This is a genomic window from Paracoccus versutus, assembly GCF_029909795.1.
In the GTDB taxonomy this organism is placed as follows: domain Bacteria; phylum Pseudomonadota; class Alphaproteobacteria; order Rhodobacterales; family Rhodobacteraceae; genus Paracoccus; species Paracoccus versutus.
The window spans coordinates 2,395,814-2,422,469 of record NZ_CP038197.1; the positions used below are offsets into that span (position 1 = coordinate 2,395,814).

Annotated in this window: 25 protein-coding genes and 1 pseudogene; 18 read left to right on the forward strand and 8 right to left on the reverse strand. The window is 68.8% G+C overall.

Translation table 11 applies throughout. The features are described 5' to 3' along the window. Positions 1-18 precede the first annotated feature (18 nt). Positions 19-540, forward strand: coding sequence for a 5-(carboxyamino)imidazole ribonucleotide mutase (gene purE, locus E3U25_RS23190; RefSeq protein ID WP_116222937.1), 522 nt, complete (start codon positions 19-21; stop codon positions 538-540). Continuing rightward, positions 533-1,576, forward strand: a complete 1,044-nt coding sequence (locus tag E3U25_RS23195; protein WP_116222936.1) for a 5-(carboxyamino)imidazole ribonucleotide synthase — start codon at positions 533-535, stop codon at positions 1,574-1,576. Before purE ends, E3U25_RS23195 begins: the two co-directional genes overlap by 8 nt. Here E3U25_RS23195 and cobD read toward each other — a convergent pair. Continuing rightward, positions 1,560-2,537, reverse strand: coding sequence for a threonine-phosphate decarboxylase CobD (gene cobD, locus E3U25_RS23200; RefSeq protein ID WP_036751326.1), 978 nt, complete (start codon positions 2,535-2,537; stop codon positions 1,560-1,562). The two genes, E3U25_RS23195 and cobD, sit on opposite strands and share 17 nt — an antisense overlap. Before the next feature lie 224 nt (positions 2,538-2,761). On the opposite strand from cobD, the gene E3U25_RS23205 reads away from it, so the two are divergent. The 7 genes and pseudogenes from E3U25_RS23205 (at position 2,762) to E3U25_RS23230 (ending at position 7,747) form a co-directional block, all read left to right on the forward strand. Next, on the forward strand, positions 2,762-3,262 hold the full coding sequence (locus E3U25_RS23205) for a type III secretion system chaperone family protein (protein WP_036751324.1): 501 nt from the start codon (positions 2,762-2,764) through the stop codon (positions 3,260-3,262). Between the two features lie 38 nt (positions 3,263-3,300). Continuing rightward, entirely contained in the window at positions 3,301-4,104 is an 804-nt protein-coding gene (proC, locus tag E3U25_RS23210) for a pyrroline-5-carboxylate reductase (RefSeq protein WP_116222935.1), read from the forward strand. Beyond that, positions 4,101-4,442: a tRNA-binding protein gene (locus tag E3U25_RS23215; protein WP_072460949.1), complete on the forward strand. Its 342-nt coding sequence runs from the start codon at positions 4,101-4,103 to the stop codon at positions 4,440-4,442. The genes proC and E3U25_RS23215 overlap by 4 nt, the downstream gene beginning before the upstream one ends. Then, positions 4,442-5,392: a 2-hydroxyacid dehydrogenase gene (locus E3U25_RS23220; protein ID WP_116222934.1), complete on the forward strand. Its 951-nt coding sequence runs from the start codon at positions 4,442-4,444 to the stop codon at positions 5,390-5,392. The genes E3U25_RS23215 and E3U25_RS23220 overlap by 1 nt, the downstream gene beginning before the upstream one ends. 80 nt (positions 5,393-5,472) lie before the next feature. After that, positions 5,473-5,995 (forward strand): annotated as a pseudogene (locus E3U25_RS24920) (DUF4147 domain-containing protein); the annotation flags it as partial. Positions 5,996-6,286: 291 nt separating this feature from the next. Next, positions 6,287-6,586, forward strand: a complete 300-nt coding sequence (locus E3U25_RS24925; protein WP_342593591.1) for an MOFRL family protein — start codon at positions 6,287-6,289, stop codon at positions 6,584-6,586. A 99-nt stretch (positions 6,587-6,685) separates the two neighbouring features. Next, positions 6,686-7,747 (forward strand): DUF475 domain-containing protein, encoded by a 1,062-nt coding sequence (locus tag E3U25_RS23230; protein WP_036751317.1) that lies wholly within the window; start codon positions 6,686-6,688, stop codon positions 7,745-7,747. A 175-nt stretch (positions 7,748-7,922) separates the two neighbouring features. Here the strand turns inward: E3U25_RS23230 and E3U25_RS23235 are convergent, their stop codons facing one another. The 5 genes from E3U25_RS23235 to cobS form a co-directional block, all read right to left on the reverse strand. Then, positions 7,923-9,737, reverse strand: coding sequence for an aminopeptidase P family protein (locus E3U25_RS23235; RefSeq protein ID WP_116222933.1), 1,815 nt, complete (start codon positions 9,735-9,737; stop codon positions 7,923-7,925). Positions 9,738-9,764: 27 nt separating this feature from the next. Continuing rightward, on the reverse strand, positions 9,765-11,018 hold the full coding sequence (gene epsE / locus E3U25_RS23240) for an exopolysaccharide biosynthesis GT4 family glycosyltransferase EpsE (RefSeq protein WP_116222932.1): 1,254 nt from the start codon (positions 11,016-11,018) through the stop codon (positions 9,765-9,767). A 99-nt stretch (positions 11,019-11,117) separates the two neighbouring features. After that, positions 11,118-12,980 carry a cobaltochelatase subunit CobT gene (cobT, locus tag E3U25_RS23245; RefSeq protein WP_114534840.1) on the reverse strand — a complete coding sequence of 621 codons (1,863 nt, stop codon included), beginning with the start codon at positions 12,978-12,980 and terminating at the stop codon, positions 11,118-11,120. Further along, complete coding sequence (locus E3U25_RS23250) at positions 12,977-13,519, reverse strand: hypothetical protein (RefSeq protein WP_208861664.1); 543 nt, start codon at positions 13,517-13,519, stop codon at positions 12,977-12,979. The genes cobT and E3U25_RS23250 overlap by 4 nt, the downstream gene beginning before the upstream one ends. Beyond that, positions 13,519-14,493, reverse strand: coding sequence for a cobaltochelatase subunit CobS (cobS, locus tag E3U25_RS23255; protein WP_036751307.1), 975 nt, complete (start codon positions 14,491-14,493; stop codon positions 13,519-13,521). The genes E3U25_RS23250 and cobS overlap by 1 nt, the downstream gene beginning before the upstream one ends. Before the next feature lie 153 nt (positions 14,494-14,646). Here cobS and E3U25_RS23260 point away from each other — a divergent pair, with 153 nt between their 5' ends. Together E3U25_RS23260 and E3U25_RS23265 are read left to right on the forward strand one after the other, a co-directional pair. Continuing rightward, positions 14,647-15,615, forward strand: a complete 969-nt coding sequence (locus E3U25_RS23260) for a DUF808 domain-containing protein (RefSeq protein WP_114534841.1) — start codon at positions 14,647-14,649, stop codon at positions 15,613-15,615. Positions 15,616-15,681: 66 nt separating this feature from the next. After that, positions 15,682-17,061 carry an FAD-binding oxidoreductase gene (locus E3U25_RS23265; RefSeq protein WP_116223274.1) on the forward strand — a complete coding sequence of 460 codons (1,380 nt, stop codon included), beginning with the start codon at positions 15,682-15,684 and terminating at the stop codon, positions 17,059-17,061. An 18-nt stretch (positions 17,062-17,079) separates the two neighbouring features. Here the strand turns inward: E3U25_RS23265 and E3U25_RS23270 are convergent, their stop codons facing one another. Continuing rightward, the gene (locus E3U25_RS23270; protein ID WP_166435608.1) at positions 17,080-17,952 is read right to left on the reverse strand and encodes a calcium-binding protein; all 873 of its coding nucleotides are present in this window, start codon (positions 17,950-17,952) and stop codon (positions 17,080-17,082) included. Between the two features lie 113 nt (positions 17,953-18,065). Here E3U25_RS23270 and E3U25_RS23275 point away from each other — a divergent pair, with 113 nt between their 5' ends. The 7 genes from E3U25_RS23275 (at position 18,066) to E3U25_RS23305 (ending at position 25,882) form a co-directional block, all read left to right on the forward strand. Continuing rightward, positions 18,066-19,046: a hypothetical protein gene (locus tag E3U25_RS23275; protein WP_140847001.1), complete on the forward strand. Its 981-nt coding sequence runs from the start codon at positions 18,066-18,068 to the stop codon at positions 19,044-19,046. A gap of 141 nt (positions 19,047-19,187) precedes the next feature. Further along, positions 19,188-19,970 (forward strand): glycoside hydrolase family 25 protein, encoded by a 783-nt coding sequence (locus E3U25_RS23280; RefSeq protein ID WP_036751300.1) that lies wholly within the window; start codon positions 19,188-19,190, stop codon positions 19,968-19,970. Next, on the forward strand, positions 19,946-20,602 hold the full coding sequence (locus tag E3U25_RS23285; protein WP_036751299.1) for a CPBP family glutamic-type intramembrane protease: 657 nt from the start codon (positions 19,946-19,948) through the stop codon (positions 20,600-20,602). The genes E3U25_RS23280 and E3U25_RS23285 overlap by 25 nt, the downstream gene beginning before the upstream one ends. A gap of 60 nt (positions 20,603-20,662) precedes the next feature. Next, complete coding sequence (gene aspS, locus E3U25_RS23290) at positions 20,663-22,438, forward strand: aspartate--tRNA ligase (RefSeq protein WP_036751297.1); 1,776 nt, start codon at positions 20,663-20,665, stop codon at positions 22,436-22,438. Positions 22,439-22,567: 129 nt separating this feature from the next. Further along, positions 22,568-23,935 carry a DUF1800 domain-containing protein gene (locus E3U25_RS23295; protein ID WP_116222929.1) on the forward strand — a complete coding sequence of 456 codons (1,368 nt, stop codon included), beginning with the start codon at positions 22,568-22,570 and terminating at the stop codon, positions 23,933-23,935. A gap of 12 nt (positions 23,936-23,947) precedes the next feature. Continuing rightward, on the forward strand, positions 23,948-25,129 hold the full coding sequence (locus E3U25_RS23300) for a DUF1501 domain-containing protein (protein WP_116222928.1): 1,182 nt from the start codon (positions 23,948-23,950) through the stop codon (positions 25,127-25,129). Between the two features lie 21 nt (positions 25,130-25,150). Beyond that, the gene (locus tag E3U25_RS23305; RefSeq protein WP_116222927.1) at positions 25,151-25,882 is read left to right on the forward strand and encodes a GNAT family N-acetyltransferase; all 732 of its coding nucleotides are present in this window, start codon (positions 25,151-25,153) and stop codon (positions 25,880-25,882) included. A 3-nt stretch (positions 25,883-25,885) separates the two neighbouring features. Here E3U25_RS23305 and E3U25_RS23310 read toward each other — a convergent pair whose 3' ends face one another. Continuing rightward, positions 25,886-26,614, reverse strand: a complete 729-nt coding sequence (locus tag E3U25_RS23310) for a response regulator (protein WP_116222926.1) — start codon at positions 26,612-26,614, stop codon at positions 25,886-25,888. Positions 26,615-26,656 lie beyond the last annotated feature (42 nt).

A 26,656-nucleotide genomic window follows, 5' to 3' on the forward strand; every position in this document is an offset into this window, starting at 1 on the left:
GCAAAAGGGGGTCGAGCCATGGAAAAAGCCGCCGAAAAGCCCGCCGAAACACCCGCCGGGAAACCTGTCGGAATCATCATGGGCAGCCAGTCCGACTGGCCGACCATGCGCGAGGCCGCCGCCATCCTGGACGAATTGGGCATCGCCTACGAGGCGCGGATCGTTTCCGCCCATCGCACGCCGGACCGGCTGTGGGACTATGGCAAGACCGCGGTGGCGCGCGGGCTCAAGGTCATCATCGCCGGCGCCGGCGGGGCCGCGCATCTGCCGGGGATGATGGCCAGCAAGACGCGGGTGCCGGTGATCGGCGTGCCGGTGCAGACCAAGGCGCTGTCGGGCGTCGATTCGCTTTATTCCATCCTGCAGATGCCCAAGGGCTATCCGGTCGCCACCATGGCCATCGGCGCGGCGGGTGCCGCCAATGCCGGGCTGATGGCGGCCGGCATCCTGGCGGTGTCCGATCCCGATCTGGCCGTGCGGCTGGATGCCTGGCGCCAGGCGCTGTCCGATTCCATCCCCGAGGAGCCGAAGGATGAGTGAACTGAAACCCGGCGCCACCATCGGCATCCTGGGCGGGGGCCAGCTGGGCCGCATGCTCTCGGTCGCGGCCAGCCGGCTGGGCTATCGCTGCCATGTCTACGAGCCGGGCGCCGCGCCGGCGGGCGACGCGGCGCATCGTCTGACCACCGCGCCCTATGAGGACGAGGCCGCGTTGCGCGCCTTTGCCGAATCGGTCGACGTCATCACCTATGAATTCGAGAACGTGCCGACGGCGGCGCTGGACCTGCTGGAATCGCTGCGCCCGATCCGGCCGAACCGCCGCGCGCTGGCCGTGTCGCAGGACCGGCTGGCGGAAAAGGATTTCCTGGCCGGCATCGGCCTGCGCACCGCCCCCTATCGCAGCGTGGAGACCGAGGCCGACCTGCCCGAGGCGCTGGCGGCGCTGGGTGCGCCCGCGATCCTCAAGACCCGGCGGCTGGGCTATGACGGCAAGGGGCAGATCCGCTTTTCCGATGCGGGGCAGCGGGACTGGACCGGCGCGCCCTCGGTGCTGGAGGGCTTCGTGGATTTCTCGGCCGAGATCAGCGTCATCGTCGCGCGCGGCGCCGACGGGCAGGTCGCGGCCTATGATCCGGGGCTGAACGTCCATCGCGAGGGCATCCTGCGCACCACTACGGTGCCCTGCGGCCTTCCGGCCGGCCTCTTGACCGATGCGGTGCTGGTCGCGGGCCGCATCGTCAATGCGCTGGACTATATCGGCGTCATGGGGGTCGAACTGTTCGTGACCCGCGACGGGCTGGTGGTGAACGAGATCGCGCCGCGGGTGCATAACTCGGGGCATTGGACGCAGGCGGGCTGCGCCGTGGACCAGTTCGAGCAGCATATCCGCGCCGTGGCCGGCCTGCCGCTGGGCGACGGCCAGCGTTACGCCGATGTCGAGATGGAGAACCTGATCGGCGACGACGTGCTGCGCATCCCGGAACTGCTGAAGCAGCCGCGCGTGCAGCTTCATCTTTACGGCAAGGGCGAGGCGCGCCCCGGCCGCAAGATGGGGCATGTCAACCGGCTGCCGTAAAGGCGCCGGCCAGGCGGTCGAATTCCTCGCGATTGCCGGGAATGCCCAGGCGAATCCAGTGCGGATGCCAGGGAAAGATGCGGCTCCAGATGCCGGCGCGGGCCAGCAGGTCGCATGCGGCCGGCGCGTCGGGGGTGTCGTAGAGCCGGAACAGATGCGTGCCGCCGACCAACGGCCAATGCGGGGTGACGATCTGGTCCAGGTGCAGCGCGGCCTCGGACAGCCAGACCACGGTGTCGTCGATCCATGGCGCATCGGCCAGCGCCTGGGTGCCGATCTCCAGCGCCGGGCCGCTGACCGACCAGGGGCCGGCGCGCTCGGCCAAGCGGGCAAGCGTCTCGGGCGCGGCGATGGCAAAGCCCAGGCGCAGCCCGGCAAGGCCCCAGAACTTGCCGAAGCTGCGCAGCACGGTGACGTTATCGGGCCGCGAGCCCGCCACCGACAGGTCGGGACGGGGATCGGCAAAGCTTTCGTCCACCACCAGTTGCCCGATCGTCGCGGCGATGGCGGCGACCTGCGCGGGCAGGAATTCGCGCCCGTCCGGGTTGTTCGGGTTCACGATCACCGCCAGATCGGCGCCGGCCAGCGCGGCCGGGTCGGCGGGCTCGGCCACCTCCCAGCCGGCGGCGCGCAGGCTGGCGGCATGTTCGTTATAGGTCGGCGACAGCACCGCCGCGCGCCGCCCCGGCAGCACATGCGGCAAAAGCTGGATCGCCGCCGAGGCGCCGGCCAGCGGCAGGATCTGCTCTGGCGGGCAGCCGAATCGGACGGCGGCCGCGGCGCAAAGCCGGGCGGTATCGGCGGCCGTCGGCAGCGCGGTCAGGGCATGGGCCGAAAGCGGCCCCGCCGAACTTGCCGGGTTTGGCCAGGGCCGGCGGTTGATTCCCGTGGACAGGTCGATCCAGTCCGCCCGGCCGAAGCGGCTGGCCGCCTTGTCGATGTCGCCGCCGTGGTCGCGCATGGGCAATCCTCCCTGGCCGCCCTTGAACCTGCACGAAAGCCGGCGGTCAAGCGGCGGAGCCTGGCTGTCGCGATCCGGTAACGGAATTTTCGCTTTACACCCTCGTGGAACCGGCACACGATATGTTGTAGGCGCATCCCGGAAACTACGCCGGGTGTAGTCTGGGCCACCAAGGGTTGGGGTTTCGACCTTGCCCCGCTCTCAGACAGGCAGGGGGACAGGACATGGCACAGCTGGACTTCATCCATAGCGATGACATCCATCCCATCGACATCGTGGAAACCGTCGCGGCGCATCACGAATGGGATTTCGACCGTCTGGCCGAGGACCAGATCGCCATGGCGGTCGAGGGCCAATGGCGCACCTATTCCATCACGCTGGCCTGGTCGCCGCGCGAAGAGGTGCTGCGGCTGATCTGCACCTTCGACATGGACCCTCCGGCCGAGAAGCTGCCGGCGCTCTACGAGGTCCTGAACCTGGCCAACGACCAGGTCTGGGACGGCGGCTTCACCTTCTGGGGGCCGCAGAGGCTGATGGTCTGGCGCTATGGGCTGGTGCTTTCGGGCGACGCCATCGCCAGCCCCGAGCAGATCGACCAGATGATCGGCAATGCCATCCTGGCCTGCGAGCGTTTCTATCCTTGTTTCCAGCTGGCCTGCTGGGGCGACGCCACGCCCGAGGCCGCCATGGACATCGCCATGTCCGAGGCCTACGGTCGCGCCTGAATTCCCGCCTTTGCGCGGGCCAAGTCAGGGGGCAGGACATGGATTTCTCGGATCTGAATGCGCGCGGGCTGGTGCTGGTCGGCTGCGGCCGCATGGGCGGCGCGCTGCTGGACGGCTGGCTGAAGAACGGGCTGGCGGCGCGGGCGGTGCATGTGGTGGACCCCCAGCCGCGGGCGGAGCTGTCGGGTCTGGGTATTTGGATCAACGGAGAATTGCCCGAGGCGCCCGCCGTGCTGGTGATCGCCGTCAAGCCGCAGATGATGGCGGATGTGCTGCCGCGGCTGTCGGTCGGGGCGGGGACGCTGGTCATCTCGGTCGCGGCGGGGGTGACGCTGGGCGCCTATGAGGCGGCCTTTCCGGCGGCGCCGATCGTGCGCGCCATGCCGAACACGCCGGCGGCCATCGGCCAGGGCATCACCGCCGTCATCGGCAACGCCAGGGCCGGCGAGGCCGAGATGGCCTTGGCCGAGGCGCTGCTGTCCGCCGTCGGCCGCGTGGTGCGGCTGGAGGGCGAGGATCAGATGGATGCGGTGACGGCGCTTTCCGGCTCGGGGCCCGCCTATGTGTTTCACATGATCGAGGCCATGGCCGCGGCGGGCGCGGCCGAGGGGCTTTCGCCGGCGCTGGCGCTGGAACTGGCGCGGGCGACCGTGGCCGGGGCGGGCGCGCTGGCCGTGCATGAGGACGAGGATCCGGCCAGGCTGCGCGAGGCCGTGACCTCGCCCGGCGGGACCACGGCGGCGGGGCTTCGCGAGCTGATGGACCCCGAGACCGGCCTGCCGCCGCTGATGCGCCGCACCGTCGCCGCGGCAGCCGAGCGGGGGCGGGAGCTGGGCCGATGAGCGGCCAGATCGCCTGGGCGGATTTCGAAAAGGTCGAGATCCGCGTCGGCCGCATCACCCGTGCCGAGCCATTCCCCGAGGCGCGGCGCCCGGCCTTCAAGCTGTGGCTGGATTTCGGGCCCGAGATCGGCGCCCGCAAGAGTTCGGCCCAGATCACCCGGCATTATGCGCCCGAGGAACTGATCGGCCGGCAGGTGCTGGCGGTGGTGAATTTCCCGCCCCGTCAGATCGGCCCCTTCATGTCCGAGGTGCTGGTGCTGGGCCTGCCCGACGCCGATGGCGAGGTGGTGCTGATCGGTCCCGAACGCGAGGTGCCGGACGGGGGGAGGATGTATTGATGAAGCTTCTGGTGACGCGTCGCATGACGCAGGCGGCGGAACATGCGCTGTCAGCCCGGTTCGAGACCGAGATCCTGGACCGCCGGGACGGCTTGAGCGTCGAGGAGGCGGCGCAGGCCCTGGCCGATTACGACGCGATCATGCCGACCTTGGGCGACCGCTTCACCGCCGAGGCCTTCCAGGCCCGGCCGCGCTGCCGCCTGCTGGCGAATTTCGGCGCCGGCTACAATCATATCGACGTGGCGGCGGCCGCGGCGGCCGGCATCGCCGTGACCAACACCCCGGATGCCGTGACCGAGGCCACGGCGGACATCGCCCTGACCCTGATCCTGATGACCGCGCGCCGGGCGGGCGAGGGCGAGCGGCTGTTGCGCCGCGGCGCATGGACCGGCTGGGAGCCGACGCAGCTGCTGGGCCGCCATGTCACCGGCTGCACCGTCGGCATCATCGGCATGGGCCGCATCGGCAAGGCCATCGCCCGGCGCTGCCATTTCGGCTTCGGCATGGAGGTGCTGTTCCACAACCGCTCGGTGGTCTCGTCGCTGGACTTCCCGGCCCGGCAGGTGGCCGACCTGGACGAACTGCTGGCGCAGTCGGATTTCGCCGTCGTCGCCGTGCCGGGCGGGGCCGAGACCCGGCACATGATCGGCGCGCATGAGCTGGAGCGGCTGGGGCCGCGCTCATACCTGGTCAATATCGCCCGCGGCGACGTGGTCGAGGAGGCGGCGCTGGTCGAGGCCCTGGCGCAGGGCCGGATCGCCGGGGCCGGGCTCGACGTCTACGAGTTCGAGCCGAAGGTGGCGCCCGCGCTTTGCGCCATGGAGAACGTGACCCTGTTGCCGCATCTGGGCACCGCGGCCGAGGAGGTGCGCACCGCCATGGCGATGCGGGCGCTGAACAACCTGGTCGCCTTTGCCGAGGGGCAGGCGTTGCCCGACCGGGTGAACTGATGGCGCCAGGCGTGCGCGCCATGGTGCTGGTTCGCGCCGGCATCGCCGCCGCCGATCCTGCGGCTGCCGTGGCGCGGGCCATGGCCGGGGTGCTGGCCGATCCGCCGGGACCGGGCGGGCGCTGGCGGGTGATCGCCGTCGGCAAGGCCGCCCGCGCCATGACCCAGGCGGCGCTGCCGGGCGCCGAGGCGCTGGCGGTGACCAATGCCGGCAACGACGCGGCGCTGGCCGGGGCGCGGGTCATGCGTGCGGGCCATCCGCAGCCCGATGCCGATGGCGTGGCGGCGGCCGAGGCGGTGATCGCCCGGCTTTCCTCGGCCCGGCCGCAGGACCGGGTGCTGGCGCTGATCTCGGGCGGGGGCTCGGCCATGCTGCCGGCTTGACGCTGGCCGACAAGCAGGCGGTGAACCGGCTGCTCTTGGCCTCGGGCGCCGATATTGCGCAGGTCAACCTGATCCGGCAGGGGCTGTCGCGGCTGAAGGGCGGCGGCTGTCGCGGGCGCCGGTCGCGGCGCTGATCCTGTCCGACGTTCCGGGGGACGACCTGCAGGTGATCGCCTCGGGGCCGACGGTGGCGCCGGTCGGCACGCGGGCCGAGGCCGCCGACCTGGCGCGCAGGCTGGGCATCTGGGAGCGGTTGCCCGAGGTGGCGCGGGCGGTGCTGCGGCAGCCCGAGGACCGCCGCGCCCTGCCGCCGGCCCGCAACATCCTCATCGGCTCGAACGCGCTTTTGGTCGCGGCCATGGTCGCGGCCGGGGCCGATCCGGCGCCCTTGCCGCTTGCGGGCGACGTGCAGGATTGCGCGCGGGCGATCTGGGCCCTGGCGCCGGGGTTGCGGCCGGGCCAAGCGCTGGCCTTCGGCGGCGAGACCACGGTCAGGCTGGTCGGCGACGGCATGGGCGGGCGCAACCAGGAACTGGCCCTGCGGCTTGCGCTGCTGGCCGAGGCGCAGCCGGTGAATTTCGGCTGGGCCTTTGCCGCGGTCGGCAGCGACGGGCGCGACGGTCCGGGCGAGGCGGCGGGCGGGCTGGTCGGCGCCGGCACGCCGGCCGCGATCCGGGCGGGCGGCATCGACCCCGCGGCGGCGCTGGCCAGGAACGATTCGACCCCGGCGCTGGCGGCGGGCGATGCGCTGGTGGTGGCGGGCGCCACCGGCACCAATGTCGCCGACCTGGCGGTGCTGGTGCGCGGCTGAAAGCACGGGCGGCGCCCTGGGCCGCGCGCAAGGCTGCCCTGCGCCCGCCCGCCTTGCCCGTCCTTCCGGCAGGGCCTAAGACCGAAGGGCACGAGCCGCATGACGGGGAACCCCATGAGATCGACCCTCAGCTACATGACTTGGCCCTTCATCGTCACCGGCGCGGGACTGGCGCTCGCCGCCTTCCTGGGCTGGGAATACCATGGCACCGGCTCGGGGGCGCTGGCCTTCTTCCTGATCGCCGGCATCCTGGCGGTGCTGGAGATATCGCTCAGCTTCGACAATGCCATCGTCAATGCCAACAAGCTCAAGCAGATGGTGCCGAAATGGCAGCGCCGCTTCCTGACCTGGGGCATCCTGATCGCGGTCTTCGGCATGCGGGTGATCTTTCCGCTGCTGGTCGTGGTGATCGCCGCCCACCTGGCGCCATGGGAGGCGCTGCGCCTCGCCGCCACCCAGCCGCAGGAATATTCCCGCATCATCCACGAGGCGCACCTGCCCATCGCGGCCTTCGGCGGCTCGTTCCTGATGCTGGTGGCGCTGAACTATTTCTTCGACGAGGCCAAGGACGTGGACTGGATCAAGGGCGTCGAGGCCGCGCTGCGCAAGCTGGGCGAGATCCGCGGCATGGAGGTCGGCTTCGTGCTGATCTGCATGCTGGTGATCGTGGGCCAGCTGCCGGCGGAAAAGGAGCATGCCTTCATCATCGCCGCGATCTGGGGGGTGATCACCTATCTGCTGGTGGACATGCTCGGCCATGTCCTGGACCGCTGGGGCGGCGCCCCCCGGCACGCCGACATGGCGCGCGGCGGCTTCGGCGCCTTCCTCTATCTCGAGGTGCTGGACGCGTCCTTCAGCTTCGACGGGGTGATCGGCGCCTTCGCGCTGACCCAGAACCTGTTCCTGATCGCCATCGGCCTTGGCATCGGCGCGATGTATGTGCGCTCGATGACGGTGATGCTGGTCGAGCGCGGCACGCTGGCCGCCTTCCGCTATCTCGAACACGGTGCCTTCTGGTCGATCTTCGTGCTGTCGATCCTGATGTTCGTTCAGACCCTGCGGCCGATCCCGGAAGTGGTCACCGGCCTGCTGGGCGCCTGCTTCATCGGCATGGCCTTCCTCAGCTCGCTGGCCTGGCGCCGCCGCCACCCGCAGGGCTGAGTTCGCCGTTCTTTCCGTTTGCCAAATACCCATGCGACGGGGCCCAGGGGCGCGGTTGCCGGAGTATTTGGGGAACAGAGAAGTCGCGGCCGCGGCGTCCCATCGCGCCGGGCGGCGCGGCCGGCGCCGTCCGGGGAGCATTTGGGAAACGGTGAACGGCGCCAGGCGCCAGGTGTCAGGCGCTGCCCAGCGGTCGCGTCGCCAGCGAGAGCCAATCCCGCACCTCGCCCGCGACCAGGGGCGAGATCTTCTCCCGGACCTGCGCATGATAGGCGTCGAGCCAGGCGATCTCGGCCGGGGCGAGCAGGCCGGGCTCGATGAGGCGACGGTCGATCGGGGCGAAGGTCAGGGTCTCGAAGCCCAGCATCTCGCGCCCGTCGGGGCTGCCCTGTTCCTCGACCACGATCAGGTTCTCGATGCGGATGCCGAAGCCGCCCTCGCGGTAATAGCCGGGCTCGTTCGACAGGATCATGCCGGGGGCCAGCGGGATGTCCGAGATGCGCGAGATCCTGACCGGCCCCTCATGCACCGAAAGGCCGGCGCCGACGCCGTGCCCGGTGCCGTGGTCGTAATCCATGCCCTCGGACCACAGCGGCGCGCGGGCCAGCGCGTCGATATGGCAGCCCGCGAGGCCCTTGGGGAACTGCACCCGCGACAGCGCGATCATGCCCTGAAGCACGCGGGTATAGGGCCGCCGCACCGCCGGATCGACCGGGCCCATCGGCAGGGTGCGGGTGATGTCGGTGGTGCCGTTGGCATATTGCCCGCCGGAATCGACCAGCAGCACATGGCCGGGCAGGATGCACAGGTTGCTTTGCCGGTCGACATGGTAATGCGGGATCGCGGCATGCGGGCCGGTGGCCGCGATGGTGTCGAAGCTGATGTCGAGGATGCCGCGCGCCACGCGCAATTCCTCGAGCTTGGTGGCCACGTCGATCTCGGTCAGCGGCTCGGCGTCCAGATGCGGTGCGCGGGCGTCGAGCCAGCACAGCAGTTCCGTCACCGCGGCGCCGTCCTGCAGATGGGCGGCGCGCATCCCGGCGATCTCGGCCGCGTTCTTGCGCGCTTTCGGCAGGATCACCGGATCCGGGGCTTCGGCGATGGGGGTCTTCATGCTTTCGATCAGCGCGAACACCTGCTCGGGCGCGCTGGCGGGGTCGACCCGCACCGGGCCGGCCAGGTTGGTCAGCGCCGGGGTCAGCGCATCGAGCGGCAGGATCGAGACCGCATTGCCAAGCGCCGCCCGCACCTCCGCGCCGAACTTGGCCGGGTTGGTGAAGACGGCGACATGGCCGTTCTCCTCGATGATGGCGAAGCCTTGCACCACCGGGTTCTTCGGCACGTCGGCGCCACGGATGTTCAGCAGCCACGACACCGAATCGGGCAGGGTCAGCACCGCTGCCTGCTGTCCGGCATCGCGCAGCGCGCGGGCGATGCGGGCGCGTTTTTCGGCCGCGGTTTCGCCTGCGATCTCGTCGGGCCAGAGGCGGACCGCGCCCACCGGCGCCTCGGGCTGGTCGGTCCAGATCGCATCGACCGGGTTCGTGTCAAGCGCGATCAGCGCGATGCCCGAGCCGGCCAAGCCCTTTTCCATCTCGCGGATCTCGCGCCGCGTGTGCAGCCAGGGGTCGTAGCCGATGCGCCCGCCCTCGGGCAGGGCCTCGCGCAGCCAGTCGGCGGGTTTCGTCTCCGGCCAGGGCACCGGGGTGAAATGCGCGGGGTCCACCTGGGCCTTGACCTGTACGCGATAGCGGCCGTCGATGAACACGCCGGCGCGGTCGGGCGTGACGATGCAGAAGCCGGCGCTGCCGGTAAATCCGGTCAGCCAGGCCAGCCGCGCATCCCGCGCCGCGACATATTCGCCCTGATGGGCGTCGGCGCGCGGCACCAGGAAGCCGTCGAGCCCGCGCGCGGCCAGTTCGCGGCGCAGCGCCGCCAGCCGGGGCGGATGCGCGGCGGGATCGGAGTGGCTGTCATAAGTCTGGAACATGCTTGCCTCTGGGTCTTGTTCTGGATGTCAGGCGCGGGCCAGCGCCTCGTGTGCGCCGGGCAGGGTGCGGGCCAGCCCGTCGGCCACCGCCTGGGCGCTGCGGCGGTGGTGGAAGTCGGCAGCGACGCGGGCGCGGGAGGCCTGCGCCAGCCGCCGCGCCTCGTGGGGACCGGCGTGGAGCCGGGCGATTTCGTCCGCCATGACCTCGGGGCGTTCGGGGGGCACCAGGATCGCGTCGCGGCCCGAGGTGATCAGCTCGTGATTGCCGCCGACATCGGTGACGACCACCGGCATCTCCATCGCCATCGCCTCCATGATCGCGACCGAGATGCCTTCGTTCAGGCTGGCCAGCGCAAAGACATGCGCGCGCTCCAGCCCCTCGCGGACCGAGGTTTCGTTGACCGCGCCCAAGAGCGTCACCGCATCGCTGAGCCCCTTTTCCGCGATCAGCGCGTCGAGCTGGCGGTGATAGCCGGTGCCGCCCTGTTCGTCCTCGCCGGCGATCTCCAGCCGGGTATCGATGCCGCGGGTGCGCAGCAGGGCGACCGTCTGGATCAGGTGGTCATGGCCCTTGACCGCGTTCAGCCGGCCGCAGCTGAAGATGCGCAGCGGCTCGCCCGGCGCGGGCGGTTGCCAGGGGGTCTGGCGCCGGATCTGGTCGAGGTCGACGCCCATCGGCGCGACATTGATCACCGCCGGGCGGTCGGTGCCGATCTCGCGCTCGGCCACCTGCGTCAGCAATTGCGAGATGATGGTGGCGAAGCGCGCATGGCGCCATTTCTGCCGCTGGTTCGGCCCGTAGCCCTCCAGCGTCGGGCCGTGCAGGGTCAGGCTGTAGCCGGGCCCGCCCAGCCTTTCGGCGAACATGGCGATATTGGCGCTGTCGGCGCAGCTGTGGACATGGATGTGGTTCCAGCCCTGCTGGCGGGCGATGCGCTTGAGCCGCGCGCCCATGGCCAGCAGCGCCAGTATCCGCAGCCGGCCCTTGAGCCCCTGCGCCTCGGCGGTCATCGCCGCGCCCAGGCCCCGCGCCCAGCCGGCGGGCCCCGAGCGCAGGAGTTCCGCAAGGATGCCCAGGCCTTCGCCGCCCAGCGGCATCAGGTAGCGGGTCTGCGCCTGCGCCTCGGCGGCCCAGCTGTGCGAGGCGACGGCGCGCGGCGGCGGGCGGGTCGAGATCAGCTCGGCCTCGATCCCCAGCTCCGCCAGCGCCTGCCGTTCGCGCCACAGGAAGATATGGGTCTGGCCCGGAAATTCGGGAATGAAGAAACCGATCTTCAGCACGTCAAAGCCCCTTGGCCTGCGAGGCGGAAAAACGGCCCCGGTCCTGCGAAATTGGTCGCATGGGACGCGGGGCAGTTCAAGCAGCCCGAAAGAACAGGTTCAGCCCACGCGGCGCAGGTTCATGGCGCGGGCGCGCTTCCTGGGATCGGCCTCGAACAGGGCGGCGAGCTGTTCGGTCATGGCGCCGGCCAGCTGCTCGGCATCGGTGATCGTCACCGCGCGCTCGTAATAGCGGGTCACGTCATGGCCGATGCCGATGGCCAGCAGCTCGACCTGCTTCTTGCGCTCGATCATCGCGATGACGTCGCGCAGGTGCTTTTCCAGGAAATTCGCCGGGTTGACCGACAGCGTCGAATCGTCCACCGGCGCCCCGTCCGAGATCACCATCAGGATGCGCCGCGCCTCGGGCCGCCGGGCCAGCCGCCGATGCGCCCATTCCAGCGCCTCGCCGTCGATGTTTTCCTTGAGGAGCCCTTCCTTCATCATCAGGCCCAGGTTCGGGCGCACCCGCCGCCAGGGCGCGTCGGCGCCCTTGTAGATGATATGGCGCAGGTCGTTCAGCCGCCCTGGCTGCGCCGGCCGGCCCGCGGCCAGCCATTTCTCGCGGCTCTGGCCGCCCTTCCAGGCGCGGGTGGTGAAGCCCAGGATCTCGACCTTGACCTGCGAACGCTCCAGCGTGCGGGCCAGCACGTCGGCGCAGATCGCGGCGATACTGATCGGCCGGCCGCGCATCGAGCCCGAATTGTCCAGAAGCAGCGTCACCACAGTGTCGCGGAACTCGGTGTCCTTTTCGACCTTGAAGGACAGCGGTGTCGTCGGGTTCGCCACCACGCGGGCCAGGCGGCCGGCGTCCAGCACGCCTTCCTCCTTGTCGAATTCCCAGCTGCGGTTCTGCTGTGCCTGCAAGCGCCGTTGCAGCTTGTTGGCCAGGCGCGAGACGGCGCCGCGCAGGGGTTCCAGCTGCTTGTCCAGATAGGCGCGCAGCCGCTCCAGCTCGGCCGGGTCGGCCAGATCCTCGGCGCGGATCTCCTCGTCGAATTCCTGGGCATAGACGCGGTAATCCGGGCTCGCCTCGCTGACCTGCGGCGGCAGGTCCGGGGGCGTCTCGGCCTCGGACATCTCGGCCTCGTCCACCAGCTCCTCGTCGGACTGGTCGTCCATGCTGACCTGGGCCTGGCGCTCTTCCTGGGTCTGTTCCTGCGTGCGCTCGGGGCTGGCCTCGGCCTCGTCGTCCTGGTTCTGGTCGCGGGACTGGTTGTCGCCGGCCTCCTCGTCCTGCTCGGCGTTTTCCTCGGCCTCGTCCTCCTGCGGTTCGTCGGGGTCTTCGCCCAGCTGGTCGCCATAGCCCAGGTCGGCGATCACCTTGCGGGCGAGCCGGGCGAAGGCCGCCTGGTCGGCCAGCACCTCGCCCACATGATCGAGATCGGCGCCGGCCTGTTCCTCGACGAAGGGGCGCCACAGGTCGGCGACATGCTGCGCGGCCGAGGGCAGGGCGCGGCCCGTCGCCGCCTGCCGCACGATATAGCCCGCCGCCACCGCCAGCGGCGCATCGGCCGGGGCCTTGATCTGGCCATAGCCCTTGCGCTCGGCCTCCTGCCCCAGCTTGGCGTCGATGTTGCTGAGCGCGCCGGGCATGTCGCGGGCCCCCAGCGCCTCGCAGCGCGCGGTCTCCATCGCCTCGTAGAGGTCGCGCGCCATCGGTCCGGCGGGCGCGTATTTCGCATGGGTTCCGGCATCGTGGTGGCGCAGCTTCATCGCCAGGGCGTCGGCGGTGCCGCGCGCCAGCAGCACCTCGTCGCGGGTCATGCGGCGGCTGACCTGCGGCAGGCGCATGGTATCGCCCGCCACGCCGGAAGGGTCGGCGGTGAAGGTCACGTTCAGCTCGTGATCCTCGGCCAGGGCGCGGGTGGCCTCGGTCAGGGCCTTCTTGAACGGATCGGCGGGGTTGTCGGATTTTTTCATGTTTGTTCCTCGATTTGAGGCGCCGGTCGCGTAATGGTGGCTATCTGATCCCAATTTTCGTGATAGTCGTCGAGCCAACCCGCCTTGTAAGGCGTATCTGCTCCCATCAATTTCGTGTAGTCCGGCAAGAGGCGCCGAATGCTCGAATCGTTGCGGACTTGACCGCGCGCGCCCGGATTGGACAACCAAGTCTGGTGGCTGTTGCGGATCACCTCGGCAACGATCTGGCTAGGGATCACATGCACGACCGGCGCTGCCGAGGCGTCTTTTCCAAGGTCTACGAAGCAATAGAATATGCGAGGGTTCTGCAAATTCTCGTGCTTTTGCCGCATATGCCAGCCGCCATCACTTCCTTTGGCCCATCGGGTCTTGACCTGAAAGGCGCATAGCTGGGTGCCTTCCACGGATGTGACGACAATATCGAAATTTGGAACGCCTTGTGGAGCCAGCGCGGCGATGTAGCCCCGCGATAGAAGCCGCGACATGACCAGATGCTCCCCCGCGGCTCCGGTCACTGTTGTGGCGTCTATTGCGTTCATCACCCCGCCTTGACCGCCGCGCTTTCCGGCAGTTCCTCGTCGAACAGGCGCTGATAGAACTCGGCCACCGTCTGGCGCTCAAGCTCGTCGCATTTGTTCAGGAAGGTCAGGCGGAAGGCATAGCCCACGTTGTCGCCGAAGATGCGCGCGTTCTGCGCCCAGGCGATCACCGTGCGCGGCGACATGACCGTGGAGAGATCCCCCTGCATGAAGGCCGTGCGCGTCAGGTCGGCCAGTGTCACCATCTGGCTGATGATCTTGCGGCCTTTTTCGGTGTTGTAGGTCGGGTTCTTGGCCAGCACGATGGCCGCCTCGGCGTCGTGGCTCAGGTAGTTCAGCGTCGCCACCAGCGACCAGCGGTCCATCTGGCCCTGGTTGATCTGCTGCGTGCCGTGATAGAGGCCGGTGGTGTCGCCCAGGCCCACGGTGTTCGCCGTCGCGAACAGGCGGAAATAGGGGTTCGGGGTGATGACCTCGTTCTGGTCCAGAAGCGTCAGCTTGCCGTCCGCCTCCAGCACGCGCTGGATCACGAACATCACGTCGGCCCGGCCGGCGTCATATTCGTCGAAGACGATGGCGGTCGGGTTGCGCAGGGCCCAGGGCAGGATGCCCTCGTGGAAGACCGTGACCTGCTTGCCGTCCACCAGCTTGATCGCGTCCTTGCCGATCAGGTCGATCCGGCTGACGTGGCTGTCCAGGTTCACCCGCACGCAGGGCCAGTTCAGCCGCGCCGCCACCTGTTCGATATGCGTGGATTTGCCGGTGCCGTGATAGCCCTGGATCATCACCCGACGGTTGTAGGCAAAGCCCGCCAGGATCGCCAGCGTGGTGTCGGGATCGAACTTGTAGGTCGTGTCGATGTCGGGCACCCGATCCGAGCGTTCGGCAAAGCCCTTGACCTTCATGTCGCTGTCTAGGCCGAAGACCTCGCGCAGGTCGATCTCTTCGGTCGGTTTCGCGTTCTGATCCAGCATGGGCGGCCCTTTCGATTGTCCCATGCTTGATGAATGATTCCCCGCGCGGGCGCAAGCCGGGCGGGGCGCGGGAACCGTCGCCGCGGCTGCGAATTGCGTATGGGCGCGCCGCCGCCTAGAGTGCCGCGCAGGAACCTGGGACGGGAAACGGACATGAGCGGATTGCTGGCGCTGCTGGATGACGTGGCGGGGATCGCCAAGATCGCGGCCGCATCGGTCGACGACGTGGCGGGCCAGGCGGTCAAGGCCGGCGCCAAGGCCGCCGGCGCGGTGATCGACGACGCCGCGGTGACGCCGAAATACGTCCACGGCTTTTCCGCCGCGCGCGAGGTGCCGATCGTGATGAAGATCGCGCGCGGCTCGCTTTTCAACAAGCTGGTGATCCTGCTGCCCATCGCGCTGCTGCTCTCGGCCTTCGCGCCCTGGGCGATCACGCCGCTGCTGATGCTGGGCGGCTCCTACCTGTGCTTCGAGGGGGCCGAGAAGCTGGTGCATGCGCTCAGCCATCACAAGATAAACGAGCCGCATCTGCAGGCGACCGCCGAGGGCGGGGCCGGGCTGGAAGAGGAACGGGTGCGCGGCGCGATCAAGACCGACTTCATCCTCTCGGCCGAGATCATGACCATCGCGCTGGCCGCGATCCCGAACGGCGACGCGATCTGGATGAAGGCGCTGATCCTGGCGGTGGTGGCGGTGGGCATCACCGTCGCGGTCTACGGCTTCGTGGCGCTGATCGTGAAGGCGGACGATTTCGGCCTGCACCTGCACGAACGCGGCGGCCCTGCCGCGGGGCTGGGGCGGGGCATCGTCCATGTCATGCCGGGCTTCATGAAGGTGCTGACCGTGGTCGGCACCGCGGCGATGATCTGGGTCGGCGGCCAGATCGTCATCCACGGGCTGCATGTGCTGGGCCAGCACCAGCCCTATGACTGGATCCACGGCGCGGCCGAGGCCGCGGCCCAGGCCCTGCCCGCGGCACCGGGCCTTGCCGCCTGGACCACCACCGCCTTCTTCGACGGCATCTTCGGGGTGATCTGGGGCATGATCCTGATTCCGGTGGCGCATTACGCCGTCACCCCCGCCATCGAGGCGGTGAAGGGCGCGGTGGGCGCCAAGTCCTGACCCCGGCTTGCCCTTGGCCTGCCGCCGGGACTATCAACTGCCATACCAATGCCGCAGGAGATGTCCATGCCGATTCCCGCCCCGGCCCTCGACGCGCTTTCCGCGCTTCTGGGCGCGCGCCTGTCCACCAGCGGCGCCGACCGCGACCTGCACGCCCAGTCCGAGACCTTCCACCGCGCGCCGCCGCCCGATGCGGTGGCCTGGCCGGTCTCGACCCAGGAGGTCTCGGGCATCGCCGCCATCTGCCATGCGCATCGCGTGCCGATGATCGGCTGGGGCACCGGCACCTCGCTGGAAGGGCAGGCGCTGGCGCCGCAGGGCGGGCTGGTGATCGACCTGACCAAGATGGACCGGGTGCTGGAGATCCGCGCCGAGGACATGCAGGTCAGCGTCCAGCCCGGCTGCACGCGCGAGGCGCTGAACCTTGAGCTGCGCGCGACCGGCCTGTTCTTCCCGGTCGATCCCGGCGCCAATGCCTCGCTGGGCGGCATGGCGGCGACGCGCGCCTCGGGCACCACGGCCGTGCGCTATGGCACCATGCGCGACAACGTGCTGGCGCTCGAGGTGGTGCTGGCGGACGGGCGCGTCATCCGCACCGGCACGCGGGCGGCGAAATCCAGCGCCGGCTATGACCTGACGGCGCTCTTCGTCGGTTCCGAAGGCACGCTTGGCATCATCACCGAACTGACCCTGCGCCTGCATGGCCAGCCCGAGGAGGTCGCCGCGGCCGTCTGCGGCTTTTCGACGCTGGAGCAGGCGGTGGAATGCGTCACCGCCACGATCCAGTCCGGCATCCCGATGGCGCGGATCGAGTTCATCGACGCCGACGTGGTGCGCGCCTTCAACCGCGCCTCGGGCACCCAGATGCATGAAGGCCCGCATCTGATGGTCGAGTTCCACGGCTCCTCCGCCTCGGTCAAGGGCGATGCCGAGGCCTTCGGTGCGCTGGCGGCCGAGTTCGGCGGCACCGGCTTCGACTGGGCGACCACGCCCGAGGCGCGGGCTGCCTTGTGGAAGATGCGCCACAACGCCTATCGTTCCTGCCTGGCGCTGCGGCCGGGGGCGACGGCGGTGGTGACGGATGTCTGCGTGCCGATGTCGCATCTGCCCGCCGCGGTGGCGGCGGCGGCCGAGGACATCCGCGCCGAGGGCCTGCTGGGCCCCATCGTCGGCCATGTCGGCGACGGCAATTTCCATGCCCAGATCCTGGTGGCGCCCGGCGACGAGGCCGAGCTTGCCGCCGCCAAGCGCGTCGCGCTGCGCATGGCCGAGCGTGCGATTGCGGTGGGCGGCACCATCACCGGCGAGCATGGCGTGGGCATCGGCAAGCGCCCCCTGATGCCCGCCCAGCACGGCGCGGCCATCGGCGTCATGGCGGCGATCAAGCAGGCGCTGGACCCCGAGGGGGTGCTGAACCCCGGCAAGCTGGTGCCCGAGGCCGATTGAGGCCCCTGGGGCCTGCCGTCAGCTGAAGATGAAATCGCCCGCGTCGAGCGCGGCGGAACCGACGCCCACGATCAGGATCGAGGTTCCGCCGGCCAGATCTATACGGCAATCCGCGCCGACATCGGTAAGCACAAGGTCGTCGAACGTCACGCCGCCGCCGGTATTGGTAAGCTGGATCCTGTCGGTGCCGCCCTCGAAATCCATGATGCGGTCGTTTCCTTCGTCGGAATCGTATTTGAAAAGAAAGGTATCGCTGCCGGTATAGCCCGCCAGTGCGTCATTGCCTGCGCCGCCGGACAGGGTGTCGTTTCCTGCCATTCCCAAAAGAAAGTCATCGCCGGCCATGCCATGGATAAGGTCGTTCCCGGCCGCGCCAGAAATCGTGTCGGAGTGCCAGGAAAAATTGAATCCGTAGATGGTGTCGTTGGTCGAACTGCCCCAGATCTGCCCCAGAGCGCCACCTGCTGACTCATAATCTCCTATGCTGGAAACATCGATAATTCCGGCGCCTTCTACCATGAGTTCCTTGTTCGTCCTGTTTTCCAGAACCTCTACCCAAGACACCTTCCCTAGTTTTATGGCAAGCAAGCTGCTGCTGGTGGTCGCTTCTGCCGCTATGGTATCCTCGCCAGAGCCGCCAGAAATATCATCGCCTGCAAGGGAATAATAATCCCTCACGTCGTTTACGATTATGACGTCATCTCCGCCGTCTCCATAGATGGTGTCCTTTCCATTTCCCCCCATGATCCAATCGTTGCCGGCCCCGCCCATGATGATGTCAGCACCGTCCATGCCGTAAATCGTGTCATTGCCGGCGCTGCCCAGGATAAAATCGTTTCCGGTGCCGCCGGTGATGCGGTCATTGCCGCTGGTGCCCGTGTAAGTCGCCATTAACCATCTCCACATGAAACAAAAAATTATAAATATCTTTCAGTTGCTTGCAGGAAGAGGATAGCCTATCAACCAACGATGTGCAATGTTTTTAATTGAACGGAATCGTTTCCATGCAGCTTTCATCTGCCGGTATTGCTCTGACCATCCTCAGCCAGCGTGATCCCTCTGCTGCCATCGCTGGACAGGGTGCGACGGCGACTGATGGCGTTGCCGGGCCACAGGCTGCGCCGATCCTGGACAGTCCGGGCGCCTCTGACAGATATGTTCCGGCCAGTGGCGTGTATGACCCGGCCAGCGGCCTTTACGACAGCGAATATATCGAGCGAATGGTTGCCGAAGGCAAGCGGAAAGCGGAACTCCGATATGCGCTCGGGGACGGTTCCAGAAGCCCGTTCGACCCGGAAATTGCCGATGCATTTGGATTTAAGAATGTGTGGGAGAAAACGCTCTCTGATCCCCGCAAGGTTTTCCCCGGCCATTTCGTAACTGCGCAGGAAATTCCCATGGGAACAAGGGCGCCGCAGCGCGATGCGGATTTTCTGTCGCGGCGTGACGCGATGGCCAATGCGTATCATTTCGCGACCGCATTGGTGAAAGCTGCGCGGGACGTCATCGGTTCCAGGATCGGGATAGAAACCCACAAGGATCAGATGCTGGATGCCTCTGGCAGGCTTTATGGTATCGGCTCGGACGGCCGCGCCGGCAGCGGCGACTGGAAGGCCGCAATAGAACGCGGAACCTATATCATACTGCATGAAATGGGAGAAATGGAAAAGATGGCGGCCTCTCTGGCCAATCTGTTCAGCTTCGATTCGACCAGCGTGACGCAGCCGGCCTATGACGGCAGCTTCCAGGGTTTCAGCATTACCCATGGCACGCTGGGCAAGATCATGGACGTGTCCGCCGACGGGACTCTTACGCTTTACGATGCCGAAGGCACCGCCTATTCGGCCGAGGAATATAACGCGGCCAATATCGACGGCGGCATCCCGCAGCTGCATAACGACCTGATCCGCCAAGCCGACGACCGCGCCGCACTTGCCAGCCGCGGGGTCCGCAGGGAGGCGTCGGGCAGGATCGTGCCCCTTTGACCACGGTCTCCGCCGCCGCTGACAAACTCGTGACTGTCACGCCATCGTGACAGAGCGTCGCACCTTTGCGATAAGGACGGACAGGCGCCGAACACAGGCGCAGGGACGAAGGCGCCGGAAAGGCGCGGGCAGAGGGCAGAGATGACATTCCTGGGCAAGATTATGGCAGTGCTGGCGCTGGTCGCGCTGGCCTCCTGCGGGGGGCCCTCGAGCGGGCCGGCGGTGATGGCGGGGCAGGGCAGCGGCCCGCAGTTCGGCGACAGCGCGCCGCATCCCTGGATCGGCGGGCATCCCTATGACCACCCGGTCCACGGCATCGACATCTCGCGCTGGCAGGGCGAGATCGACTGGCACCGGGTGCGCAGTTCGGGCATCAGCTTCGCCTTCATCAAGGCGACCGAAGGCGGCGACCATGCCGACCCGAACTTCCGCCGCTACTGGCAGGAGGCGGCGCAGGCCCGCATCCCGCGCGGCGCCTATCACTATTTCTATTTCTGCCGCTCGGGCTCGGAACAGGCGGCCTGGTTCATCGCCAACGTGCCCAGGGAACGCGGCGCCATGCCGCCGGTGCTGGACCTGGAATGGACCGCCTCCAAGACCTGCCCGCATCGCCCGGCCAGCCACGAGGTGCTGCGCGAGGCCAAGATCTTCAAGGACATCCTGCACCGGCACTATGGCCAGCGCCCGATCATCTACACGACGGTCGATTTCTACCGCGACAACAACCTCGGCTCCTGGCCCGAGGAGTTCTGGCTGCGCTCGGTCGCGGGCCATCCGCGCATCGTCTATCCCGGCCAGCGCTATACGTTCTGGCAATATACCGGCACCGGCATCGTGCCGGGGATCCGCGGCAACGTGGACCTGAACGTCTTTGCGGGCTCGCCCGCGCAGTGGCGGGCATGGCTGAGCCAGCGCCTGCAATAAGGCGCGGCCTGCTCTGGGCCGAATTCGCGGCGCTCTACCTGGGGGCGCCGCTGGTCATCGCGCTGTTCCTGCCCGGCCACTTGCTGTTCGAGGCGCTGGCGGTGTTCAGCCTGGCGGGGCTGGGCCTCTTGTGGCGCACCGGCGGCTTTCACTGGCACAGCCTGGTGCGCGGCTGGAGCCGCTTGCCCTGGCGCGAGATCCTGGCCATCGCGCTGGCCACCCTGCTGACGGGGCTGGCGATCCTGGCGCTCGACCGGCCGAACTCGATCTTCCAGATCGTGCGGCAGCGGCCCGAGTTCCTGCCGGTGATCTGGGTGTTCTACCCGATCCTCTCGGCCCTGCCGCAGGAGCTGATCTTTCGCCCGCTGTTCTTCCACCGCTACGCCGCGCTGCTGCCGGCGGGGCAGGGGGCGATCGCGCTGAACGCGGCGGTGTTTTCCTTTGCGCACCTGATGTATTGGTCCTGGGTGGTGGCGGTGCTGACCTTCGTCGGCGGCTGGTTCTTTGCCCGCGCCTATCTGGAGCGCGGCTTCCCCTCGGCCTGGGTCTTGCATGCGGTGGCGGGGAATGTCCTCTTTGCCGTCGGCATGGGCGCCTATTTCTACACCGGCAACGTGGTGAGGCCGTTCTGATTGCTTGACTTCGCCCGCGCGGCGCGGTTCATGCGGGGCCGATACGCAAGGGGAAAAACGATGAGCGCCTATCGCAGCCATACCTGCGGCGAGCTGACCGCCGCTGCCGCCGGGTCCGAAGTCCGTCTGTCCGGCTGGGTCCACCGGGTCCGCGACCATGGCGGGGTGCTGTTCATCGACCTGCGCGACCATTACGGCATCACCCAGGTGATCGCCGACAGCGACTCGCCCGCCTTCCCGGCACTGGAAAAGCTGCGGGCCGAGACGGTGATCCGCATCGACGGCCGCGTCAAGCTGCGCGACCCGAGCCTGGTCAACCCCAAGCTGCCCACCGGCGAGATCGAGGTCTATGCCACCGATATGGAGATCCTGGGCGCCGCGGACGACCTGCCGCTGCCGGTCTTCGGCGACCAAGACTATCCCGAGGAGACGCGGCTGGCCTATCGCTTCCTCGACCTGCGCCGCGAAAGCCTGCACAACAACATCATGCTGCGCTCGCGCGTGGTCAAATGGCTGCGCGACGCGATGTGGGACCAGGGCTTCACCGAGTTCCAGACCCCGATCATCACCGCCAGCTCGCCCGAGGGCGCGCGCGACTTCCTGGTGCCCTCGCGCCTGCATCCGGGCAAGTTCTACGCCCTGCCGCAGGCGCCGCAGCAGTTCAAGCAGCTGATCATGGTCGCGGGCTTCGACAAGTATTTCCAGATCGCGCCCTGCTTCCGCGACGAGGATCCGCGCGCCGACCGCTCGCCCACCGATTTCTACCAGCTCGACGTCGAGATGTCCTTCGTCGAGCAGGAGGACGTGTTCCGCGCCGTCCAGCCGGTGATCCAGGGCCTGTTCGAAACCTTCGGCGGCGGCCGCCGGGTCGACGCGACCTGGCCGCGCATCCCCTATGCCGAGGCGATGCTGAAATACGGCTCGGACAAGCCCGACCTGCGCAACCCCATCGAGATGCAGGTGGTCAGCGAGCATTTCCGCGGCTCGGGCTTTGCGATCTTCGCGAAGTTGCTGGAGCAGGAGGGCACCGAGGTCCGCGCCATTCCCGCGCCCACCGGCGGCTCGCGCAAGTTCGCCGACCGCATGAACGCATTCGCCCAGCAGCAGGGCCTGCCCGGCATGGGCTATATCTTCTGGCGCAAGGCCGAGGACGGCACGACCGAAGCCGCCGGCCCCATCGCCAAGGCGCTGGGCCCCGAGAAGACCGAGGCGATCCGCACCCAGCTGGGCCTGGGCGAGGGCGACGCGGCCTTCTTCCTGGGCGGCAAGCCCGAGGGTTTCGAGGCCGTCGCCGGCCGCGCCCGCAACGAGATCGGCCGCGAGCTGGGCCTGATCGACGAGAACCAGTTCAAGTTCGCCTGGATCGTCGATTTCCCGATGTATGAAAAGGGCGAGGACGGGCGGATCGACTTCAGCCACAACCCGTTCTCGATGCCGCAGGGGGGCCTGGATGCGCTGGCGGGCGACCCGCTGGCGGTCAAGGGCTATCAATACGACCTGGCCTGCAACGGCTATGAGCTGGTCTCGGGCGCGATCCGCAACCACCGCCCCGAGATCATGTTCCGCGCCTTCGAACTGGCCGGCTATGGCCGGGACGAGGTGGAAAAGCGGTTCGGCGGCATGGTCAAGGCCTTCCGCTATGGCGCGCCCCCGCACGGCGGCTGCGCGGCGGGGATCGACCGCATCGTCATGCTGCTGGCCGACGAGGTGAACATCCGCGAGGTCATCATGTTCCCGATGAACCAGCGCGCCGAAGACCTGATGATGGGCGCCCCCAGCGAGCCGACGAACGAGCAGCTGCGCGAGCTGCGCCTGCGCGTGCTGCCGCGCGAGTAAGCTTGGCGGCGCTGCGTCGGCAGTCTGTTGCCGCATCGCCGCATGCTGAAGAAAGCGTGAACTGACCTCGGGCCGAGGTCGTGCCATAACCTGCGCATGGGGGCGATTTCCCCTGCAAGGGATGATTGCATGAGCTTTGGATTTCCCGAACTGGCGGCGATCCGGCTGGGCTTTGGTCTGTCGCCGTTGATGCCGCCGCCCGCCGATGTCGAGGCGGTTCTGGCCGGTCCTGCAAGCGCCGGTCCTGGCCCCGAGGCGATGACCACCGAAAAGGCCAGCGCCCTTGCGACGCGGTTTCGCGATGTCCGCCTTGCCCGGCGCGAGGGGCGGCCCGAGCCGGCCGAGGGGCAGGAGGCCGAGCGCCAGCTCGGCGACCTGCCGGTCGAGGGCCTGCGCCGCCGGGTGATCCGCGCCCTGGACGACCCGATCGGCTTCGGCGAAAGGCTGGTGCAGTTCTGGGCCGACCATTTCACCGTCCGCGCGACGGACAAGATGAACAACGCCCTGGCGCTGGCCTTCGTGGACGAGGCGATCCGCCCGCATGTGAACGGCCGGTTCGAGGACATGTTCTTCGCCGCCGACACCCATCCGATGATGCTGGTCTATCTGGACCAGATCTCCAGCCGCGGGCCGGGCTCGCCCGTCGCGCGGCGCCGCCCGGACCGCAATTTCGGGCTGAACGAGAACCTCGCCCGCGAGGCGCTGGAGCTGCATTCGCTGGGCGTGGGCGCCGGTTATGAGCAAGAGGACGTGCGCGAACTGGCCGAGCTGCTGACCGGGCTCAGCTTTTCGCATCGGTCGGGCTTCGCCTTTCGCCCGCCCTGGGCCGAGCCTGGGGCCGAGACGGTGCTGGGCCGGGCCTATGGCGGCGGCCGGCGCGACGGGCTCGACGCCATCCGCGACGCCTTTCACGACATCGCCCGCCGGCCCGAGACCGCGCGGCACCTGTCGCGCAAGCTGGCGGTGCATTTCGTCTCGGACGACCCGTCCGAGGATCTGGTCGAGGCCATGGCGGCCACCTGGCGCGACACGGGCGGCGACCTGCCGCAGGTCTATCGCGTGCTGGCCAGCCATCCCGACCTGGCCTCCGGCCTGCGGCAGAAGGTGCGCCAGCCCTTCGATTTCTGCGTGGCCGGGCTCAGGGCGCTGGGCATCCGCGGCGAAGGGATCGCCCGGCTGGAGCTGCCCATGTTTCGCCGCATCGCCTGGGGCCCGCTCGAGGCCATGGGCCAGCCCTGGGGCCGGCCCAAAGGCCCCGACGGCTGGCCCGAGACGGCCGATGCCTGGATCGCGGCGCAGACGCTGGCCGCGCGGATCAACTGGTCGCTGCGCATTCCCCGCCTGCTGCTGGACGAATTGCCCGACCCGCGCGAGATGCTGGTCTCGGCTTTCGGCGGCACGCAGTCGGCGGAACTGGCCTGGGCCGTGCCCAAGGCGGAATCGGCGGCCGAGGGCGTGGCGCTGATCCTCGCCTCGGGCGATTTCAACCGGCGATAGGAGGGTAGGCAGATGCTGACACTGGACCGGCGCCTGTTTCTGAAGGGGGCGGCGCTGATCGGCTGCTCGGCCGCGGCGCATCCGTTGATGAGTTCCATGACCTTCGCCGCGCTTCCGGGCGAGAACCGGCTGGTCGTCATCATCCTGCGCGGCGCCATGGACGGGCTCGATGCGATCCAGCCCTATGGCGACCCGATGCTGGCCAAGCTGCGCCGCAACCTTTCGGTCGGGCCGGAAAACGGCGCGCTGGACCTCGACGGCTTCTATGCGCTGCATCCGCGGCTGGAGCCGCTGTTGCCGCTGTGGCAAAAGGGCGAGCTGGCCTTTGCCCATGCCGTCTCGACCCCCTATCGCGACAAGCGCAGCCATTTCGACGGCCAGGACCTGCTGGAGGCGGGGACCGGCAACGACCTGCCGGTGGACCGGCGGGTGGGCGGCTGGCTGAACCGGCTGTTGCAGGCGACGCCCGGCGCCACGGCCGAGACTGCCTATGCGGTCGGCGTCGAGCAGATGAAGATCCTGACCGGCAAGGCCGCGCATCTCAGCTGGGCGCCGCGGGCCTGGCTGAAGCTGTCGCCGCAGGCGCAGATGCTGCTGGAGCATGTCTATCACGACGACCCGCTGTTTCGCGATGCGGCGCAGGACGCGGTGCAGATCAGCGCCGAGACCTCGGACCTGGGCAAGATGCCGGGCCCGACCGCCGATGCCGAGGCGCTGGCCGCCTTTACCGCCAGCCGGCTGAACGCCGAAAGCCGCATCGCCGCCTTTTCCCTTGCCGGCTGGGACAGCCATGCCAACCAGCCCGTCGTGCTGGGCCGGGGGCTGGACCGGCTGGCGGCGGCGATCCTGAAGCTGCGCGAGGGGCTGGGGCCGAACTGGGGCCGGACCACGGTGCTGGCCATGACCGAATTCGGCCGCACCGTGCGCGAGAACGGCTCGGGCGGGACCGATCACGGCACCGGCGGCGCGCTGTTGATGGCGGGCGGCGCGATCCGGGGCGGGCGCGCCTTTGGCGACTGGCCGGGCCTGGGCGAGGACCAGCTTTACGCCGGCCGCGACCTGATGCCCACGCGCGACATCCGCGCCTATGCCGCCTGGGCCATGCATGGGCTGTTCGGCATCGGGCGCGACAGGCTGGAGCGCGAGATCTTTCCCGGCCTTGACCTTGGCGGCGATCCGGGGATGCTGGCCTGAGCCCTTGCCGGAGCCCTGCCCATGTCCCAGGATCACCCCGACCGCGCGCCCGCGCCTTTTGCCCAGGGCGACGGCCCGCGGCCGACCGGGCCCCTGGTCGCGGGTTTCGTGCCGCCGCCCCCGCCCGGTCCCGACCGGATCGAGGGCCGCCATGTCCTGCTGGAGCGCCTGGACCCCGAGCGCCATGCCGAGAATCTGTTCGCGGCCAACCGGGGCCAGGATTGGGTCTGGGACTACCTGGGCTATGGCCCCTTCGCCGACCTGCCGGCCTATCGCGCCTGGCAGGCCGGGATGGCGGCCAAGGCGGACCCGTATTTCTATGCCCTGCGCGACCGCGCGACCGGCAAGGTGGGCGGGCTTGCCTCGTTCCTGCGCATCGACCCGGCCAATGGGGTGATCGAGATCGGCCATATCGAGATCGCGCCGCCGATGCAGCGCAGCCCGGCCGCGACCGAGGCGATTTCGCTGATGATCGGCTGGGCCTTCGAGGCCGGCTATCGCCGGGTCGAATGGAAATGCGATGCGCTGAACGCCCCCTCGCGTCGGGCGGCGCTGCGCTATGGCTTTGTCTTCGAGGGCATTTTCCGCCAGCATATGATCTATAAGGGCCGCAACCGCGACACGGCCTGGTATGCGATCATCGACCGCGACTGGCCCGCCCTGGCGCGTGCGCACCAGGCATGGCTCGCGCCCGGCAATTTCGATGCCCAGGGACGCCAGCGGCAAAGCCTGTCGGCGCTGACCGCGGGCTAGGGCCTACGAGATCCGCGCGCTTGCCAGCCGGTCCTGCACCAGCCCGCTGATCCGCGCCAGGTCGGTGGCGAGCGCCCGGCCCTGCGCGTGGTCGCGCGCCAGCGTGGTCGCCGCATCCTCCAGCATCCGGTCATGGGCCGAGCGGGCGACCCCGGCCAGGAAGCGGGCGATATAGTCGATGGCGGCGGTGTCGTCGGCCTGCGCCAGCACGTCGGCGACATGCGCCAGGTCGTTGCGCAGCGCCTCGGGGTCGGCGGCGATCATGTCCTCGGGCAGGGCGCGCAGCCCTTGCGGCCGCGCGTCGGGCGGCAGGGCGGCCAGGATCGCCTCCTGGAACAGCGCCAGGCTTTCGACGGGCTTTGCCAGGAAACCGTCCGCGCCGGCCCGGATCGCCGCCTCGCGCCTGGCCGGATCGCCCGAGATGCCCAGGATCACCGGCACCCGCGGCATCGCGCGGGCGATGGTGGCGATCATGTCGGCGCCGTCGCCGTCGGGCAGGCCCATGTCCACGATCACCGCCCCCGGCCGATAGGTCTGAAGATGCCGCAGGGCCGAGCGGATGCAGTCGGCCCGCCGGATGCGCGCGCCCGAACGCAGGCACAGCAGCCGCACCGCCTCGGAGGCGACGCGCGAATCCTCGACCACCAGCACCGTCAGCCCGGCCAGCGGCCGGTTCGGCAGGGCGGCCCGCCAGGTGGGAAAGTCTTCCGCACCGATGCTTTCCTGTTCCATCTCGCAAAATCCTAACTGGGAATCACCAACTGTCCCAAGGAT